This is a genomic window from Candidatus Kaistella beijingensis (genome assembly GCF_020084865.1).
In the GTDB taxonomy this organism is placed as follows: domain Bacteria; phylum Bacteroidota; class Bacteroidia; order Flavobacteriales; family Weeksellaceae; genus Kaistella; species Kaistella beijingensis.
The window spans coordinates 1684223-1702453 of sequence record NZ_CP071953.1; the positions used below are offsets into that span (position 1 = coordinate 1684223).

An 18231-nucleotide genomic window follows, 5' to 3' on the forward strand; every position below is an offset into this window, starting at 1 on the left:
TTAAATTTTGTTTCCTTTTTTGAATCGGTTCGTGGATTCTAATTTATTGGTCAGTATAATTTTGCTCGGAACTTTGTATTTATCGAGTTCCAAACGGCATTTTGCGAGAACCAGTTTTTTGATTCCCTTCTCATCACTTTCCTCGGAAATCACCACTTCTGCAACCACCATTTGACCCGTAATTGCATTGTCTCTCGCAAAAACTGTGGAATCCAAAACATCGGGGATTTCATTGATGACATCTTCCACTTCTTTCGGCAACACTTTTTGTCCGCCCACATTGATGACTTTGTTCATTCTGCCGATGATTTTCATGTAGCCATCTTCATCGGTTTCCACCAAATCGCCTGTTGCAAACCAACCTTCATCTGTAAATTGGTCGCTTTTATGGTTCAAATATCCTTTAACCTGGGTTTTCGATTTTAAAAAAAGTTGTCCGTCTTCAATTTTAAACTGATAATCGGGATCCACAATTTTGAAGAATAAACTTGTCGAAGATTTGCTTTCAGTCCTTAAAATTCCCGTTTCGCTGGTTCCGAAAGTTTGAAGAAATTTCACGGAAGGAATTCTTTCTTTCAGCTTGTTCAAAAGCGTTTGCGGCATTCTTTCTGTTCCGTAGGTAATCATTTTTAAGGATGATAAATCATAATCCGCAAAGTTTTCATTCATCAACATTAAATTCAAAAACGTGGGACTCGTGGGAAGAATCTGAACTTTCTGAGTTTGAATTAAATCTAAAATATATTCTGGATTTCGATTCTCGGGGAGCGTAATTGCAGAACCGTTGTTCAAACAGTTCAAAAGTGTATTGATTCCGCCAATATGGTCGAACATTAAAAACAACAAAAAATTTAGGTTTCTTGTTTTCTTTGGTTGTGCGAAACTTTCGGCGAGTTCTGTTAAATTATGAACCATTACTTTCGGTTCGCCTGTTGTTCCGCTGGAAAAAAGAACCAATCCCGATTGATTTTTGTCGGTAATTTCAGAATAGTTTTTAGGGAGTTCTAACGTTTCGGTAATCGTTTCAATCTGGATTTCTTCGTTATTGAAACTGATGATTTTATTTACCAAAGACGCTTTCAATTTGCTTTTCATTTCGGAATCGGTTGTCGGAACAATCGGAACGATGATGCACGGAAGTTCCATTAAAGCCAAAAAACTTGCAATACTTTTGAAGCTGTAATCGGATTTAATGCAAATTACATCACCTTTTTCAATTTCAGAAGAAAGTTTGTTTTGATAATCTTCAATTTTTTGAACCAAATCCGCATACGAAAATTGCTCACCTTTTTCGATAATGCAATTTCCTTCGTAAGCTTTTAACTGACTGATGGTCATAATCCTCCCAAATAAATTATCTGTCCCGTAATAAAATCGCTTTTATCTGAAATAAAGAAATCAATCACATTTTCCAAATCCTCGAAAGTTCCCAATCGATGAATCGCCTGTTTATCCAGCAATTCCTGAATTTTATCTTTGGGAACGACTTTAATTAAATCCGTATAAATCGGCGACGGACCAACTGCATTTACCGTAATATTGAAGGAAGCCAATTCTTTCGCCATAATTTTCGTCATTTTCTCCACCGCAGATTTAGATGAAGCGTAAATCATCTCGCCATCCAAGTTCATCGGAACGGCAACAGTGGAAAAATTCACGATTCTTCCGCCGTGGTTTTTCATCACTTTCGCACATTCCCGGGCAAAGAAAAAACTGCCGAAAAAATTAGTCTCAAAAACTTTTTTTACGGTTGAACCTGGAGTTAAAATAGAATGATTTAAAGAAGCAATTCCCGCGTTATTAATCAGAATATCAATTGTTCCGAATCTTTTCTTCGCCTGTCGAACGGTTTCTTTTACCGAATTTTCATCGGTCACGTCGCAAATGAAATGTTCGTAATTTGGATGCTGAATTTCGGAATTTCCGCGGCTGCAACCTAGAACATTAAAACCTTTTTCAAGATAATATTTCGTGAGGTGAAGCCCGATTCCTTTTCGGTTTCCCGTAATGAAAATGGTTTTATTCTTCTCCATCGAGTTCCAGAATAAACTTGGTTAATTCCTCGGCATTCATGAACGGACTGTGACTTCTGGACATTGCTCTTTCATCGGAAAGCGTAAAACCTTTGTCGAAAGTATCTTCCAGAACTTCCTCTAAATCAACTAAAAAATTGACCAAATCCATGGAATCAAAAAGTCCGCTCTTACCAATCAATCGACTTTCAGAAGTAATCTCGTCTTCAACTTCGATTCCGTTGTTGTCGCAAAACTCTGCAATGGTTTCTAAAACAATTTTCTTTACTGTATCTTTTTCCAAAACTTATATTTTGTGCAAAAATAGCAATTAATCCTTTAATCCTTCTCAATAAAGAAACTCGAAAATTAAATTCAAATCTAGGTAACGGTAATGGATGCCGCCAAAAAATTCTTAAGTTTGTAAAATAATCGTAAGAATGATTCTTTATTTTTTGGGGAATTCTTTCTAAGAGGAAAAACACATCGAATGTCGAAAAAAATTCTATTTGTTTATTACCAAAACATAAAGCCGAACGGCGTTTCCAAAGTTTTGAGCAGTCTCACGTGGGAACTTGCAGAGCAAGGTTTTGACATCGAGATTCTTTTTTTGATGGCACCCCACGATGATTTTTACCCGATTCATCCAAAGATAAAAAAACATTACATCAATTCGTTTGGGAATCAATATGCGAGATTAGGCTCCACTATTGCCAAGAAATACAAAAAGATTCCAAAATCACACAATGTGTATTCCTATCTGTATGATTTAGCTTCTTATCAGGTTTTGAATGAGTGGATTACAGAAAATCACCATCATTATAAAACAATCGTTGCGTGTTGGTACAAACTTGCCACGATGCTTTCGCTGAAAGATGAAATCAACAAAAAAACAATTGCGTGGGAACACATCAGTTATAAAACAGGAGGGCTTCTGTGGTATAAAACTTTAAGGAAATATTACAAAAATCTGAAGGGAATCGTTTGCATTAACGAAGGCGGACTTCAACATTACAAAAACCTTAATCCAAATACCCACCTTATTTTTAACCCGATCGATGATGCGTTGGAAAGAAAAAAATTGATTACAGCTTCAGAAAAAGAAAACCTCATTTCGATGATTTGTCGGCTTGATCCCGAAAAAAACGTAATGGAATTTCTGCAAATTTTCAAAGCAAGCAAAATCCCCGAAAATTGGAAAGTTGAAATCATGGGACAAGGCAGGGAAAAAGAAAAGCTTCAAAAATTTATTGATGAAAACAATCTTTCCGAACGAATAAGATTGATGGGAATCGGAAGCAGCGACGATGTTTACCGAATGATGGCGCGTTCTAAAATTTCCTGTCTCACCTCCACCGTCGAAGCTTTCGGAATGGTTTTGTTGGAAGCGATGTTTTCCAGCAACGCAATTATCGCTTATGACTGCAATTACGGACCGTCGGATATCGTTAACGAAAAAAACGGATTTTTGATTCCGCTACATGATAAAAAAATGTTTCAGGAAAAGCTGGAACTTCTAACTCAAAATCCCGAAGTGTTGGAAAACCTCATGAAATCTTCTTTCGAGGATGCGCAAAACTGGCGAAAAGAATTTACTCAAAAAGAATGGAAAAAGCTGCTGTAATGGATTTATCAATCGTCATTCCCGTTTACAACACTCCCCAAAAATATTTGGAGGAATGCTTGAAAAGTATTGACGATTCAAAAATTAGATATTCTTATGAATTGATTTTCATTAATGACGGTTCAACTGATGAAAATACCCTTCAGTTTTTGCATCAGATCGATTTAAAAAATGCAAAAATTCTTCATAAGGAAAATGGCGGCGCATCTTCAGCAAGAAATTTAGGTTTGAAGAATGCTGTTGGAGATTTCATTCTTTGTTTAGATGCGGACGATATTTTGTTGCCCTCAATTAACGGCTATATAAAATTCTTAAAAGAACATTCGGATTATTCGGTTGCGTACGGAGATTGGAAGATTTTCGGCGATATGGATTACCAATACCAACCTGGAAAATTTTCAAGTTTCAGGCATATTTATCTTGAAATTCAGCCTCACACGACTTCCGTATTCAGAAGATCTGTTTTAGAAAAAGTTCAAAATTTTAATGAGAATTTTAAAGTTTCGGAAGATTGGGATTTTTGGGCGAGAGTTTCCGCAGCGGGATTTAAGTTTCACTACATGAAAGAACCGCTTTTTCTGTGGAGGAGAATCAACGACGGAAAAAGTTTGTCGCAAAAAGACAGCAGCAGAACCATTCGAAACCAAGTGTTGGAAACTGGAAAAAAACAGTTCAACGCTCACCAGGAAATCACTTTAAAATCTGTAAATGAATATGTTTTGAATAGTTTTAAAGAACATAAATTACAGTTTTTCAAACTATTTTTGATCTTGTATTTGCCTTTTATTTATAAGATTTTACTTAAAATGAAAGTTTTTAAAAACGACATTGTCATTGATTAAATTGAAAAAGAAAATCCTCATCAGAATAGGTTCTCTGCGTCACGGCGGCGCAGAAAAAGTGCTGGTGACTTTTCTGAAAAATCTACCAGAAGACAAATATGAAATCGACTTATTATTAAATCTTTACACCGGAAAATATTTGCCTGAAATTCCGCACTGGATCAATGTTCTATATCTGAACAAAGGTGAAATGATTACCACGAACCGACCTCAAGATATCCCACAAAAAGCATATCGTGTTATTTATCAAAACATCTTAAAGTTTTTTCCGAATATTCTTTACTCTAAAATTTTAAAAGGGAAAAAATACGATTTGGAATTTGCCGCCATTCACGGTTTTCGGGATGAAATTTTAAATTCTCCTTTAAAGTCATCAAAAAAAATAGTTTGGATTCATAACGATTTAAGGAAAACGCAGTTTCATAACTATACAGATGATGAAATTAGGAAGTTTTTTGGATTTGATAAAATCATGGTCATTTCGGAACACATTCAAAAAGATTTTGAAAATTTGGCGAAAGATGATGATGAGAAAAACAGAATTGTGAGGATTTACAATCCGTTGGACACCAATGAAATAATTCAAAAATCGGCAATCAGCAATCAGCAATCAGCAATCAGCAATATGCCAACATTTGTTTCGGTTGGAACCGTTTTCCCACAAAAAGGCTTCGACCGATTATTGAAAGTCCACAAAAAATTGTTGGAGGAAGGTTTCAAACATAAAGTGATCATTGTAGGTGATGGTTATGATTTTGAAAACATCAAAAAATTAAAAACAGAACTCGGAGTTGATGAAACGGCAAAGATGATTGGTTTTACGGACAATCCGTATCCTTATTTTAAAGAAGCTGATTTTTATGTCCTAAGTTCTCGTTACGAAGGTTTTCCGACGGTTTTGTTTGAAGCCATTACCTTAAAAAAGAAAATAATTGCAACCGATGTTTCGGGCGTTCGCGAAATGTTGATCGATGGTAAACTCGGATTAATTGTAGATAATTCTGAAGAAGGAATTTATCATGGTATGAAAAAAGCCCTTAAAAATCCTGAAAGCTTTGATGGATTTTCTGAAAAATTGATGGGTTACGAAATGCCTTTCAATCTAGAAAATTCCGTGAATGCAATGATGAAAATCATTGATGAACTGTAAATCTTTTTTCTTTTTCTTTTCTCTTTTGTCATTGTATATTATCTTTGTTCCAATGTCAGAAAAAACAATCATTCAAAAAGATTTTTACAGAGAAAGCGGAGAATGGCTTTCAACCGCAGAAATTTGGGCAAAATGCATTAATCCAAATCTGCACTATATTTATCTTTTGAGAAAATGCCAGGAAAGCTCCAAAAAATCTGTGAAAGGAATTTTTTGGCGTTTTGTTTTAAGACATCATCAAATCAAATATGGTTTCCAAATTTATCCCGAAACTAAAATCGGCGCAGGTTTTTACCTGGGACATTGGGGAACTTTGGTCATTAATCCCAAAACTAAAATTGGCAAAAACTGCAATATTGCTCAAGGTGTAACCATTGCTCAAGCCAATCGTGGCAGAAATGAGGGAGTTCCCGAAATCGGCGATGAAGTATGGATTGGTCCAAATGCAGTGATTGTGGGGAAAATAAAAATTGGCAACAATGTTTTGATTGCACCAAATGCTTACGTGAGTTTCGATGTGCCTTCAAACTCGGTCGTCATCGGAAATCCTGGACAAATCACACCGAAAGAAAATGCAACGGAAGGATATATTAACAATAAAATTTGATAGTGAATTTTGTTGCAAGATGCAGTTGTTGCAAATTGTTTTTGACTATGTATAAGTTTTTAGAAAAATTTACGAAATTTAATAAAAAGAACTTTCGGTTCTAAATCTGCTCAACTTGCAACCTGCAATTACTGTACCTTGCACCAAAATAAAAGAAAATGAAACAATCCTACGAAAAGATCTTCGAAAACAACAAGAAATGGGTAGAATCCAAACTTGCCGAAAACAAAGATTTCTTTAAAACCCTCTCTGAAACACAAACTCCTGATTTCCTCTATATTGGATGTTCAGACAGCCGCGTTTCTGCCGAAGAATTGATGGGCATGAAACCAGGCGAAGTTTTTGTAACACGAAATATTGCAAATGTGGTAAACACCTTGGACATGAGTTCTACCGCAGTAATCCAATACGCGGTGGAACATTTGAAGGTGAAACACATCATCGTTTGCGGACATTACGGTTGTGGGGGCGTAAAAGCAGCAATGACTCCCCAAGATTTAGGGCTTTTGAATCCTTGGTTGCGAACGATTCGTGATGTTTATCGTCTTCACCAGGTTGAGCTTGACGCGATTGCAGATGAACAGAAAAGATATGACCGGTTAGTAGAATTGAACGTTCAGGAACAGTGCATCAACGTGATCAAAATGGCGGTGGTACAGGAACAATATTTGGTGGATGAATATCCCGTTGTTCACGGTTGGGTTTTCGATATGCGTACCGGTAAAATTGTTGATTTGGAGATTGATTTCGAAAATATTCTGAAAGACATTCAGAAAATTTACAACCTCACCAAATCCGATTGGGTGATGAGCAGAAAAAACAATAAGAATTTCAAATGATTATAGATTTTAAATATTAAATTTTGTTAAACTTTAGATGAAATCTATAATCGGCTTTGATTTTTGAAAGTTGATTTTTATATTTGCGCCTCAAAATATTTGAAATCAGTGAAAAAATTCTGGAACATATTGGTTCTCACCATCTTTATCAACTTTATGGCTTTACCGAGTATCGCTACATTGCTGGATATTGATTTACCGCAAAGCAATATGATTATTTCAGAAGAAGAAAATCATTCTTCAAGTTCATTTGTGGTTTTCGAGAAAACCATTCCGAAAACTTTGAATGTCCACGATTTTATCAAATTTTTTGAAACCTCTCACAAAAAAGAGGCGTTTCTCCTTGCAGATGATTCCATTCATCTTACGCCTTATCTTTCCATTTTTTCGCCGCCTCCTGAAGCATAATTTTTAAAATTTTGTAACGATAATTTATTCTGATTATATGATAATCAGATAGTTATTCATGTATTTTTAAAAATTAATTTCAAAAAAAGCAACATTTTTTTTAGAAAAATCATTTAAGATTAACGTTGGACTCCTTCGGAGTTCCCCCATTCGCACGACTGCTTTTCATACAAAATCTGAAAAAAGCTGTGCAAACGCATCAAATCTGCCTGATTTCAAAAAAAGTTGCCTCAAACTGTTCAAAAAATGAAAAAAGCAAAAAATTTATTTGGCGGAATTAAAGAAAATTTCCCATCGGGAATGGTCGTATTTTTAGTGGCACTCCCTTTATGTTTAGGTATCGCATTGGCTTCCGGAGCACCACCATTATCAGGAATTATTGCCGGAATTGTGGGAGGAATTGTCATCGGTACGGTATCAAATTCAAATATATCAGTTTCTGGTCCGGCAGCAGGTTTGGCGGCGATTGTTTTGGCTTCCATCACCGAATTGGGTTCGTTCGAACTGTTTTTAACGGCAGGTTTAATTGCCGGAATTATTCAGTTGGTTTTAGGGTTCGTGAAAGCGGGAAGTATTTCCAATTATTTCCCGAATTCCGTTATTGAAGGAATGTTGGCGGGAATTGGGGTCATCATTATTTTAAAGCAAATTCCTCACGCATTAGGGTATGATAAAGACTCTTTCAGCAGCGAGGTTGTTTTCCAAAATGGCTATACTTTAGAAAATATTTCAAATTATATCGGAGGCGTTTTATCCGCAATTCATCCGGGAGCGGTTGTTATAACATTGATTTCTCTTGGAATTCTTTTGGCTTGGGATAAAGTTCCTACTTTAAAGAAATTAAAATTGCTTCCCGGAGCGTTGGTTGCCGTTGCGACAGGGATTTTGATGAATGAAATTTTCAAAATTACAGGTTCTTCTTTAGCCATCACTTCCCAACATCTTGTAACGCTTCCGGTTCCTCAAAACGCTGAAGATTTTGCGGCTTTGGTAACGCTTCCCGATTTTGCAGGATTTTTGAATCCGAGAGTTTGGGTCATTGGTGCAACCATCGCCATCGTCGCATCCATCGAAACACTTTTATGTATCGAAGCATCGGACAGGCTTGATAATCAGCGCAGAATTACCGACACCAATCTCGAATTAAGAGCACAGGGAATTGGAAATATGGTAAGTTCCATTATTGGTGGATTGCCTATTACATCAGTAGCTGTGAGAAGTTCCGCAAACGCAAATGCAGGTGCAACTTCAAAAATTTCAACCATTATTCACGGTATTTTATTGTTGATTTGTGTTTTGTCGATTCCGTTTGTATTGAATTTAATTCCGCTCGCAACTTTGGCTGCCGTACTTTTATTGGTAGGCTACAAATTGGCGAGTCCTGAAAAAATCAAGCATTTTTTAAAGAAAGGTTTGTTTCAGTACATCCCATTTTTGGCGACGGTTCTCGCAGTAGTTTTTACCGATTTGTTAACGGGAGTAGGAATTGGACTGGCGATTGCGATTTTCTTTATCCTTCAGGGAAATATGAAACGTGCCTATTATTTCAGCAAAGAAGAATTGGAGGAAGCCGATGAAGTTACGCTGAAATTGGCAGAAGAAGTTTCCTTCCTAAACAAAGTCGCCATCAAAAAAACGTTGAAAAACATTCAGCCCTATTCCAAAGTAACGATTGATGCGAAAGGTACTTCCTACATTACTTCCGACGTGTTGGAAATGATTCAGGATTTTGCCAATATTCGGGCAAAAGAGGAAGATATTCAGGTTCAATTGATTGGTTTCCGAACGAATTACCAGGATTACGAACGCGACCAACATTCGCATATTACGATTAACCATCGAAGAGCAATGTAATTTGGAACTCTTTTCAGCCTTATCGGAGATATGAAACACCTTCATCAATATTTACTTCATATCAAATTAAATTTTTTCAAACCCAAATCCGGTAAGGGTCTTTTAAAATAATCAAAAATTAAAAAAAAATCTGATGTCTGAAATTTGACATTTAAAATTTAAAAAATATGAAAGCACACACTTTAGAAACCCAAAGCACGATAAATCCTGAAAAAGCACTCACATTTTTGCAGGAAGGAAACCAAAGATTTGTAAACAACCTGAAAGTAAACCGAAACCTTTTGGAGCAGGTGAACGACACGACGGAAGGACAATGGCCTTTTGCAACAATTTTAAGTTGTATCGACAGCCGAACTTCTGCTGAGTTGATTTTCGACCAAGGTTTGGGTGATATTTTCAGCATCAGAATTGCCGGAAATTTTGCCAACCAAGATATTTTAGGCTCTATGGAATTTGCCTGTAATGTTGCAGGTTCAAAGTTGATTGTAGTTCTCGGACATTCCAAATGTGGTGCGTTGAAGGGCGGACTTGATGCCGCGAAAATCGAAGATTTGGGAATGGATAATTTGAACCACTTAATTTATCATTTCGACGATTGTATCAACGATATTATTAAAGACGGTGAAGAACGTTCCTCGAAAAATGAAGATTTGTTGGAGCGGCTGAACGTTTGCAACATCAAGAAAACAATAAGCGACATTCGCCACCAAAGTTCTACGTTGCGAACGATGGAAAAAGAAGGAAAAATAAAAATCGTAGGAGCCAATTACTGTGTTGAAAGCGGTGTAGTGACTTGGTTATAAAAAATTGCTTTTTTCTTTATTGAAAAGCGTCTGCAGAAAATTCTGCAGACGTTTTTACTTTCCGTTAAAAGCCGTCATTGTATTTTGAATTCCCGAAAAAACGAATGAGAGACAGGCTTTTGAAAATTTTTCGATTCTTTCTGGGAGTTTTTCCCGTTCTTCTTCGTTCCATTTTCCGAGGACGTAATCGACTTGCTGCCCCTCTTTGAATTCGGCAGAAATCCCGAAACGCAAACGTGGATAATTTTGGGTTTTCAACTGCTCCTGAATGCTTTTCAAACCGTTGTGACCTGCATCAGAACCTTTCATTTTCATCCGTAAAGTTCCGAAAGGCAAGGCCAAATCATCGGTAACTATCATCAGATTTTCCAAAGGAATATTTTCTTTTTGAAGCCAAAAAAGAACAGCGTTTCCCGAAAGATTCATGTAAGTATCGGGTTTTAGGATAAAAACCTTTCTGCCTTTATATTTTCCTTCCGCCATTAAACCGAAGTTTGCGGATTTGAAAGGCGCATCGATTTCTGTGGCGATTTTTTCGGCAATTTTAAAACCTATGTTGTGGCGTGTTTCAGCGTATTCTTCACCTTTGTTTCCGAGTCCTACGATGAGGTATTTCATGTTATTGGTACTGAAAAGTTAAGGTGCCTAAATTTGCAGCAACGGCCTTGGTTGGATATCCGTCTGCATCATAGGTGTAAACGTAATTTGCATTTTGATTATCCGCATTGGATACGACATTGATTTTCCTGTAATTATTGGCAGAGAATCCCATGACAGCATAAGTATCAGTCTCGAAATGAGCGGCAATGATATTAAATACTTCCGGTAAAAGGCCAAAAGGATTTACATGCGTGTCGTAATTCGACATAGTGGCGTTTATTTCAACTGTTGGAAGCGGAACCAGCGGCATTAAAATCTTATATTTCCAGTTGGAAAGATTGCTTCCGCTGTACGTTAAATCACTGGTCATTGTGTACAAATCATAAGTAACGGTTGGATCTGCTGAATCTATTCCGACCATTTTCGAGGTAATTTTCGAAACCTTGTTATTGGTGTAAACTGCCGTAAAATTATTGGTGAACTTTGATCCGTCACTTTCTGAACCAGTTCCTTTTGCCTCCTTAAATTTTCCGTTTTCGTAGGTGATGCTGAAATTGGTGGTGGTTATAAGCGAACCATCTGATTGAGTTACAGTTATTTTATCAATGCTTTTGTTGGCATCATAAAACAGCTCATAATTGCCAGAATTATCGCTTGACTTCAACTTCGTCAACTTTCCATCAGAATTATAAGTATAGGAATAAGTTATTACGTCGGTTCCGTCATCTACAGTAACGGACTTTAATTTTTTTGAAACGGTTGGATTTCCGCCATTGCCGCCAGTTTCGGAACCATTCACGCCGAAAAGCAAATCGCCATTTTCAGCTCTTCCCGGTTCGCAGGAAAAGAGAATGAAGATGCTGAAAAACAGTGTTAATATCTTGAAAAATTTATTCATTTTTTTATTTTTAACAAAAGTAACCTTTTTTCAGAAACTTGAAAACCACAGATTTAATTTCTTAAAATCCTCTCCAAAACCGCATTCACCTCATCCACATGCTGAACATTTTCCTTCCTCATCATCAACTGATTTCCTTCCGCAGAATGTTTTTCCTTTAAAGTTGCTTCTTTTGGATTTTGGTTTAAATAAGAAATAATATGTCTAAACTTATCGCTTTGATAAAACTTATCTTGCGGATTCGGTGGAAAATAGCCCAAGAAAATTCCGTTTTTCACCACGATTTTATCGAAACCGATTTCTGCGGCAATCCATTTTAATTCAACAGATTTTAACAAATTTTTGGCTTCTTTTGGTAAATTTCCGAAACGGTCAATCAATTCATTCTCAAACTTTTGAAGTTCTTCTTTGCTCTGAATTTCTGCCAATTTTTGGTAAAGCGAAAGTCGTTCCTCCACGCTCGAAACATACGAATCAGGAAGCATCAATTCCAAATCCGTGTCGATATTGACTTCTTTCACCGATTTAAATAATTTTTTACGGTCTTCCTCATTATCAAACAAATCCTCGAATTCCTCATCGTTCTGCAATTCTTCCAACGCTTCCTGCATAATTTTTTGGTACGTATCGAATCCCATTTCATTAATGAAACCACTTTGTTCACCGCCCAACAAATCTCCCGCTCCACGAATTTCCAAATCTTTCATCGCAATCTGGAAACCACTTCCCAAATCCGAAAATTGCTCAATCGCTTCCAAACGTTTCCTCGCGTCAGTCGTCATCATATCGAATGGCGGCGTTATCAGATAACAAAACGCTTTTCGGTTGCTTCGTCCCACTCTTCCACGCATTTGGTGCAAATCTGCCATCCCGAAACGTTGTGCATCGTTGATGAAAATCGTGTTCGCATTCGGAACATCTACTCCACTTTCGACGATGGTTGTGGAAACTAAAACGTCATATTTTCCTTCCATAAAATCCAAAACATTTTGCTCCAATTGCTTTCCATCCATTTGTCCGTGACCTGTAATCACTTTCGCATCGGGAACCAATCGCTGAATCAATCCCGCAATATCTTTCAGGTTTTCAATTCGGTTGTTGATGAAATACACTTGTCCGTCTCTTTGAATTTCGTACGCAATTGCATCACGAATGATTTCTTCATTAAAACCAATAATTTGTGTTTCAACAGGTTGCCTGTTCGGAGGTGGCGTTTTAATCACCGATAAATCTCTCGCCGCCATTAAAGAAAACTGCAAAGTTCTGGGAATTGGAGTCGCCGTTAAAGTCAACGTGTCGATATTATTTTTTAAAGTTTTCAATTTGTCTTTTACCGAGACTCCGAATTTATGTTCTTCATCAATAATTAAAAGTCCTAAATCCTTAAATTTCACACTGTTTCCAACCAATTGATGGGTTCCTATGACGATGTCGATTTTTCCATTTTTCAAACCTTCTAAAGTTTCAGATTTTTGTTTTGCAGTTCTGAAACGGTTCAGGTAGGAAATATTCACCGGAAAATCTTTCAATCGTTCCTTGAAACTTCGGTAATGTTGAAAAGCCAGAATCGTGGTCGGAACCAAAACCGCGACTTGTTTTCCGTCGGTTGCCGCTTTGAACGCCGCACGAATTGCCACTTCCGTTTTCCCGAAACCCACGTCACCGCAAATCAAACGATCCATCACGGTGTCATTTTCCATGTCTTTTTTAACATCGAAAGTCGCTTTTTCCTGATCGGGAGTATCTTCGTAAATAAAACTTGCCTCCAGTTCGTTTTGCAGATAAGAATCGGGAGTAAACGCAAATCCTTTCGCGGTTTTTCTCTGTGCGTACAATTTTATCAAGTCGAAAGCAATCTGTTTTACCTTCGCTTTAGTTTTTTGTTTTAAAGATTTCCACGCCGGAGAACCGAGTTTTGAAAGCACAATTTCTCTTCCGTCTGGACCATTGTATTTCGATATTTTGTGGAGTGAATGAATCGAAACGTAAAGCAGATCATTGTTTTTATAAACCAATTTGAAACATTCCTGAACTTTTCCGTTGTTGTTCACTTTCACCAAACCCATGAATTTCCCGATTCCGTGATCGATGTGTGCAATATAATCGCCAACTTTCATCTGCATCAAATCCTTCAAAGTAAGTTGCTCGGATTTTGCAAACGTATTTTTGGCCTTAAATCTTTGATAACGGTCGAAAATTTGGTGATCGGTGTACACTGAAATTTTATGGTCCAAATCCACAAAACCTTCGTGAAGCTCAGATTTAAAGGATTTAAAAGGAATGTCACGCTGAGCGGAGTCGAAGCGTCCTAATTCTTCAAAAATAGATTCCAATCTTTCCTTCTGTTTTTCGGTGGAAAAGGAAATCCAAATGTCGAAATTGTCTGCAAGTTTGTTTTCCAAATCATCGATCAGCAACTCGAAATTCTTGTTAAAAGTGGGTTGTGGAGTTTGGTTTAAATGTAATTGTGTATTTGAACTGTTGAGCGATTGAGATGTGAAATCAATCCATTGAAATTTTTCCAAATTATCTCTGAACTGTTCCTCGGAAACAAAAAGTTCCTCAGGTTTTTGATGCTTGATTTCTTTACTTAAAGTTTCAAATTTTTCTTCCGCCTTTTCATAAAAATTTTTAATGAAATTAAATCCGAGAAAAGCGTTTTTAGTTAAAACAATCAAATCTTTGGGAGCCAAATCCAACAAAGAAACTTTAGAGCCAACCACCGAAAAATTCATGTTGGACACCAATTGGAATTCCTTAATTTTCTCCTTTGACAATTGAGTTTCAATATCGAAAGTTTTGATACTTTCCACCTCATTTCCGAAAAAAGTGATTCGGTACGGTTCTTCATTCGAGTAAGAAAAAACATCCACAATTCCGCCACGAACAGAAAATTCTCCAGGTTCTGAAACAAAATCCGTTACGTTGAAATTAAACTGATGCAGCAATTCTTCCGTAAAATCGAAATCGAGCTTTTCGCCCACTTTTATGGTGTGAGAAATCGCCTTGAAATCTTCTTTCTTCATTACTTTTTCCGCCAAAGAAGCGAAAGGAGCGACCATCACCCTTGGTTTTTTGTCGTTGTGAATTCGGTTCAGAACTTCCGTCCTTAAAACCAAATTCGCATTCTGCGTTTTCTCGATTTGATACGGCTCCAAATGCGTCGGTGGAAAATAAAGTACGTTTTCTTTTCCCAGCAAATCTTCGAGTTCGTCGGTAATGTAAAGCGCTTCTTCCTTATCATCGGTCAAAAAAAGAAGCGATTTCTTTTTAATCAGAAAAAGTTCGGCAGCAAAAACCGATGGTGAAGAACCTGCAAAACCTTTTACGGAAAAATGTTTGCTATCCTCGATTTGACTGAATAGTTCTTTCCCAAATTCGTTCTGAAGAAGGTTCGGAAGAAAGTTTTCGTTGATTTTTTTTAAAGCCATTAATCGTACAATTTTAAAAGTCGCCCAAAAAAATTCAAACGACAAAAGCGATTTCGGGACTGCTCCGAAATCGTGAATGAAGTTGCAAATTTAAAGAAAAACTTTTGAAAGCGATTTCTATGCAAAACACTGTTCAATTAATCTTTTTTTAATAACAAATAAAGTTTGGTTAAAGTTTTAAACGACAATTAATTATACTGTTTAATTGGTTACTTTTGCTTCTATAAAACACAATCATATAACAAATCAAAAATTTTAATAAAATGAAAAAATTCTTAACAGCACTTTCAGTGGTTCTAGGTCTAGGATTGGCAAGTGCACAGCAAGTTGCACCTGCTGCTGCAGCTAAACAGGCTCCTCCTGCAAAAACAAGAAAAGCCGTTGTGACGAAAGAAACCAAGACCGCTCCTGCAGCCGTGGAAAATTATGGGATGAAAATGAAAAAAGATGGAACTCCCGATAAAAGATACAAAGCAAACCAGCATCTGAAAAAAGACGGTACGCCGGACAAAAGATACAAGGGGAACAGGTAAGTGTTTCATATTTTAATTTGGTTAGACCTTCCAGTTTTTTATGGAAGGTTTTTTATTTATCTTTATCCTTTAAAAAAAATGAAAATTTTATATACTTTTTTTCTTGCATCCATCTTATTTTGTTTGGCAGGCTGCAGCCGAACCTCCGAAAGCAATTCACGAATTTACATTGAAGGTAAAATGTCTGGAAATTTGATTGCTCCTGATGCGATAGAGGTGAAAATTGTGAATGAAGGCTTAATAATTTCTGAAACCAAACTCGCTTCAGATTATGGTTTCAAATTATCGGGACCTTTGGTTTCGAGTGGAAATTGTGAGCTGCAAATTAACAAAAAAATCAAATCTTTTTCGGCATCAAAACCCGGCTGCATTTTGAATTCGGACTCTAAAAGCATACAAATTCCAGCCGGAACAACGTATGTGATTTTTAACGAAATTGTTTTAGAATGATGAGAATTTTGGTATTGTTGGCGTGTTTATGCTCTGTGTTGGCTACAGCACAGAAAAAGAAGAAATATTTTGACGATGTGGTATCGAACGCAGATGCAAAAATAATTCTGTTGAAGCCTGTTGGGAACAATCATCTTTCCAAAGACTATTCAACTTTTTTCGGATTTGGTTTTGGAGGAAATCTGATGACTCCGATTAATTTTGGGATTGGACTCGATTATAACGTCCTTTTCTCGAATGTAAAATATGGGAATGAAAATATGGCAGGAAGTATTGGTTCACCGGTTTTGACCATTGCAGATTTATTTATTTCGCACCGCGACAAGCTTTCCGAAGATTTTCAAGTTGAGGAAATGATCGGTTTTTCTTTTTACAGCCACACCAATCTTTTCAATTACCAAAAAAATCAGAAGTACAAAAATACCGGGAACGGATTGAATTTAGGAGGCAGAATTATCTACAATCTTGATATGGAAGGTTATCAACAGGTATTTTTGGCAGGAAAGATTAACTTTTACTATACCAATGTTTTTAATGAAAACAAAGAGATTCAAAAATATTACGACCGCTCCGTTTTCTTAAGTCTTGGTTTAGGCTATCGATACAATTTTTAAATTCGTTTTAATAAGGCAGCAGAAAAATTTTCACCGTTTATTTTGTTTAAATTTGCTTTATGATTGGATTCATCAAGAAAAAAATCGCTTTGATTTGGGCGAAAAAACATGTAAAAGAAACTGAAAACTTCAAACGAAATGCAGTTGAAGATCAGGAAAAGCTTCTACTTTCTTTAATAAAAACCGCCGAGAAAACTTTGTTTGGAAGAGAGAGAAATTTTGAAAAGATTAAAAACATTCAAGACTTTCAATCTGCCGTACAAATTGCTGATTATGAAGCCTTAAAAACCTATATTGAAAGAGTAAAAAAGGGGCAGCGGAACATTCTTTGGACAGAAACACCAGAATATTTTGCGAAAACTTCTGGTACGACTTCTGGTTCAAAATACATCCCGATTTCCAAGGAAGGAATGCCTTTTCAGATTGCGGCGGCTCAAAGTGCTATTTTTCATTATATTAATCAAAAAAACAATTCGGATTTTGTTTCCGGGAAAATGATTTTCTTGCAGGGAAGTCCAGAATTGGAAGAAATTTGCGGAATCAAAACCGGCCGACTTTCGGGAATTGTAGCGCATCACATCCCAAATTATTTGCAGAAGAACCGTTTGCCGAGTTTGAAAACCAACCTCATCGAAGATTGGGAAACCAAAGTGGATGAAATTGTAAAAGAAACTGAAAAGGAAAACATGACCTTAATTTCGGGGATTCCGCCGTGGCTGATCATGTATTTTGAAAAACTCATCGCGAGAAACGGAAAAAAAATCACGGAACTTTTTCCAAATCTTCAACTTATTATTACAGGCGGCGTCAATTTCGAACCTTATCGCGAAAAGATGAACGAACTTCTTGGAAAGCCAGTTGATACCATTCAAACTTTTCCGGCGAGTGAAGGATTTTTTGCGTTTCAGGATGATTACCAAAAAGAAGGATTACTTCTTTTAACCAATCACGGAATTTTCTATGAATTTGTTCCACTTGAACAATACGGAAAGCCAAATGCAAGACGACTTACTTTGAAAGACGTCGAACTCAACAAAGATTATGCGTTGATTTTGACGACCAATTCGGGACTTTGGGCGTATTCGATTGGCGATGTGGTGCGATTTATTTCTAAAAATCCGCATCGAATTTTGGTTTCCGGAAGGACAAAACATTTCACCTCCGCATTTGGTGAACATGTGATTGCTTTTGAAGTGGAAGAAGCGATGAAAACGACGGTAGAAAAATTTCCTGCCCAAATCACCGAATTTCACCTCGCTCCACAAGTTAACCCGAAAAATGGACTTCCGTACCACGAATGGTTCATCGAGTTTGAAAAAGAACCGGAAAATATGGAAGCGTTCAGGAAAAATCTCGATGACGAAATGCGGAAAAGGAACACCTATTACGATGATTTGATTTCCGGAAATATTTTACAGCCTTTAATTATAACTAAATTGAGGAAAAATGCTTTTCAAGATTATGCAAAATCAGAAGGGAAATTGGGTGGACAAAATAAAATCCCAAGATTGGCGAATGACAGGAAGATTGGGGATTTTTTGGGGAAAATTAAACTATAAAATTTAA

At 36.7% G+C, this 18231-nt stretch carries 18 protein-coding genes; 12 read left to right on the forward strand and 6 right to left on the reverse strand.

The window, feature by feature from the left end; genetic code table 11:
• From J4771_RS07850 to J4771_RS07860, 3 genes are read right to left on the reverse strand one after another with little or no spacing between them, the layout of a single operon-like run.
• A complete protein-coding gene (locus J4771_RS07850) occupies positions 1 to 1338 on the reverse strand; it encodes an ANL family adenylate-forming protein (RefSeq protein ID WP_224134416.1) in 1338 nt (445 codons plus the stop codon).
• Positions 1335 to 2033 carry an SDR family NAD(P)-dependent oxidoreductase gene (locus J4771_RS07855; RefSeq protein ID WP_224134417.1) on the reverse strand — a complete coding sequence of 233 codons (699 nt, stop codon included), beginning with the start codon at positions 2031 to 2033 and terminating at the stop codon, positions 1335 to 1337. The genes J4771_RS07850 and J4771_RS07855 overlap by 4 nt, the downstream gene beginning before the upstream one ends.
• Entirely contained in the window at positions 2020 to 2316 is a 297-nt protein-coding gene (locus tag J4771_RS07860; protein WP_224134418.1) for a hypothetical protein, read from the reverse strand. Before J4771_RS07860 ends, J4771_RS07855 begins: the two co-directional genes overlap by 14 nt.
• A 186-nt stretch (positions 2317 to 2502) precedes the next feature.
• Between J4771_RS07860 and J4771_RS07865 the strand changes: the two genes are divergently transcribed.
• The 8 genes from J4771_RS07865 (at position 2503) to J4771_RS07900 (ending at position 10139) form a co-directional block, all read left to right on the forward strand.
• Positions 2503 to 3636: a glycosyltransferase gene (locus J4771_RS07865; protein WP_224134419.1), complete on the forward strand. Its 1134-nt coding sequence runs from the start codon at positions 2503 to 2505 to the stop codon at positions 3634 to 3636.
• Complete coding sequence (locus J4771_RS07870) at positions 3636 to 4478, forward strand: glycosyltransferase family 2 protein (protein ID WP_224134420.1); 843 nt, start codon at positions 3636 to 3638, stop codon at positions 4476 to 4478. Before J4771_RS07865 ends, J4771_RS07870 begins: the two co-directional genes overlap by 1 nt.
• Entirely contained in the window at positions 4474 to 5628 is a 1155-nt protein-coding gene (locus tag J4771_RS07875) for a glycosyltransferase (RefSeq protein WP_394369787.1), read from the forward strand. Before J4771_RS07870 ends, J4771_RS07875 begins: the two co-directional genes overlap by 5 nt.
• Positions 5629 to 5680: 52 nt before the next feature.
• Positions 5681 to 6235 carry a serine acetyltransferase gene (locus tag J4771_RS07880; protein WP_224134422.1) on the forward strand — a complete coding sequence of 185 codons (555 nt, stop codon included), beginning with the start codon at positions 5681 to 5683 and terminating at the stop codon, positions 6233 to 6235.
• A 158-nt stretch (positions 6236 to 6393) separates the two neighbouring features.
• The gene (locus J4771_RS07885) at positions 6394 to 7074 is read left to right on the forward strand and encodes a carbonic anhydrase (protein ID WP_224134423.1); all 681 of its coding nucleotides are present in this window, start codon (positions 6394 to 6396) and stop codon (positions 7072 to 7074) included.
• A 108-nt stretch (positions 7075 to 7182) separates the two neighbouring features.
• Entirely contained in the window at positions 7183 to 7482 is a 300-nt protein-coding gene (locus tag J4771_RS07890) for a hypothetical protein (protein ID WP_224134424.1), read from the forward strand.
• Positions 7483 to 7728: 246 nt separating this feature from the next.
• Positions 7729 to 9336, forward strand: coding sequence for a SulP family inorganic anion transporter (locus tag J4771_RS07895; RefSeq protein ID WP_224134425.1), 1608 nt, complete (start codon positions 7729 to 7731; stop codon positions 9334 to 9336).
• A gap of 167 nt (positions 9337 to 9503) precedes the next feature.
• Entirely contained in the window at positions 9504 to 10139 is a 636-nt protein-coding gene (locus tag J4771_RS07900; protein WP_224134426.1) for a carbonic anhydrase, read from the forward strand.
• A gap of 54 nt (positions 10140 to 10193) precedes the next feature.
• Here the strand turns inward: J4771_RS07900 and pth are convergent, their stop codons facing one another.
• Genes pth through mfd form a run of 3 tightly spaced genes read right to left on the reverse strand, consistent with a single transcriptional unit; the run spans position 10194 to position 15068 of the window.
• Entirely contained in the window at positions 10194 to 10757 is a 564-nt protein-coding gene (gene pth, locus J4771_RS07905) for an aminoacyl-tRNA hydrolase (protein ID WP_224134427.1), read from the reverse strand.
• 1 nt (position 10758) lies between these two features.
• Positions 10759 to 11637: a hypothetical protein gene (locus J4771_RS07910; RefSeq protein ID WP_224134428.1), complete on the reverse strand. Its 879-nt coding sequence runs from the start codon at positions 11635 to 11637 to the stop codon at positions 10759 to 10761.
• A gap of 53 nt (positions 11638 to 11690) precedes the next feature.
• On the reverse strand, positions 11691 to 15068 hold the full coding sequence (gene mfd / locus J4771_RS07915; RefSeq protein WP_224134429.1) for a transcription-repair coupling factor: 3378 nt from the start codon (positions 15066 to 15068) through the stop codon (positions 11691 to 11693).
• Between the two features lie 263 nt (positions 15069 to 15331).
• On the opposite strand from mfd, the gene J4771_RS07920 reads away from it, so the two are divergent.
• The 4 genes from J4771_RS07920 (at position 15332) to J4771_RS07935 (ending at position 18224) form a co-directional block, all read left to right on the forward strand.
• On the forward strand, positions 15332 to 15601 hold the full coding sequence (locus J4771_RS07920) for a hypothetical protein (protein ID WP_224134430.1): 270 nt from the start codon (positions 15332 to 15334) through the stop codon (positions 15599 to 15601).
• Positions 15602 to 15679: 78 nt separating this feature from the next.
• Positions 15680 to 16051, forward strand: coding sequence for a hypothetical protein (locus tag J4771_RS07925; RefSeq protein ID WP_224134431.1), 372 nt, complete (start codon positions 15680 to 15682; stop codon positions 16049 to 16051).
• Positions 16048 to 16665 (forward strand): hypothetical protein, encoded by a 618-nt coding sequence (locus J4771_RS07930; protein WP_224134432.1) that lies wholly within the window; start codon positions 16048 to 16050, stop codon positions 16663 to 16665. Before J4771_RS07925 ends, J4771_RS07930 begins: the two co-directional genes overlap by 4 nt.
• Before the next feature lie 59 nt (positions 16666 to 16724).
• A complete protein-coding gene (locus J4771_RS07935) occupies positions 16725 to 18224 on the forward strand; it encodes a GH3 auxin-responsive promoter family protein (protein WP_224134433.1) in 1500 nt (499 codons plus the stop codon).
• Positions 18225 to 18231: the final 7 nt, after the last annotated feature.

Coding starts and splice junctions, on each gene's coding strand:
- J4771_RS07880 (WP_224134422.1), top strand. CDS start 5,681: ATGTCAGAAAAAACAATCATTCAAAAAGATTTTTACAGAGAAAGCGGA.
- J4771_RS07925 (WP_224134431.1), top strand. CDS start 15,680: ATGAAAATTTTATATACTTTTTTTCTTGCATCCATCTTATTTTGTTTG.
- J4771_RS07855 (WP_224134417.1), bottom strand. CDS start 2,033: ATGGAGAAGAATAAAACCATTTTCATTACGGGAAACCGAAAAGGAATC.
- J4771_RS07885 (WP_224134423.1), top strand. CDS start 6,394: ATGAAACAATCCTACGAAAAGATCTTCGAAAACAACAAGAAATGGGTA.
- J4771_RS07910 (WP_224134428.1), bottom strand. CDS start 11,637: ATGAATAAATTTTTCAAGATATTAACACTGTTTTTCAGCATCTTCATT.
- J4771_RS07895 (WP_224134425.1), top strand. CDS start 7,729: ATGAAAAAAGCAAAAAATTTATTTGGCGGAATTAAAGAAAATTTCCCA.
- J4771_RS07935 (WP_224134433.1), top strand. CDS start 16,725: ATGATTGGATTCATCAAGAAAAAAATCGCTTTGATTTGGGCGAAAAAA.
- J4771_RS07900 (WP_224134426.1), top strand. CDS start 9,504: ATGAAAGCACACACTTTAGAAACCCAAAGCACGATAAATCCTGAAAAA.
- pth (WP_224134427.1), bottom strand. CDS start 10,757: ATGAAATACCTCATCGTAGGACTCGGAAACAAAGGTGAAGAATACGCT.
- J4771_RS07850 (WP_224134416.1), bottom strand. CDS start 1,338: ATGACCATCAGTCAGTTAAAAGCTTACGAAGGAAATTGCATTATCGAA.
- J4771_RS07930 (WP_224134432.1), top strand. CDS start 16,048: ATGATGAGAATTTTGGTATTGTTGGCGTGTTTATGCTCTGTGTTGGCT.
- J4771_RS07870 (WP_224134420.1), top strand. CDS start 3,636: ATGGATTTATCAATCGTCATTCCCGTTTACAACACTCCCCAAAAATAT.
- mfd (WP_224134429.1), bottom strand. CDS start 15,068: ATGGCTTTAAAAAAAATCAACGAAAACTTTCTTCCGAACCTTCTTCAG.
- J4771_RS07920 (WP_224134430.1), top strand. CDS start 15,332: ATGAAAAAATTCTTAACAGCACTTTCAGTGGTTCTAGGTCTAGGATTG.
- J4771_RS07865 (WP_224134419.1), top strand. CDS start 2,503: ATGTCGAAAAAAATTCTATTTGTTTATTACCAAAACATAAAGCCGAAC.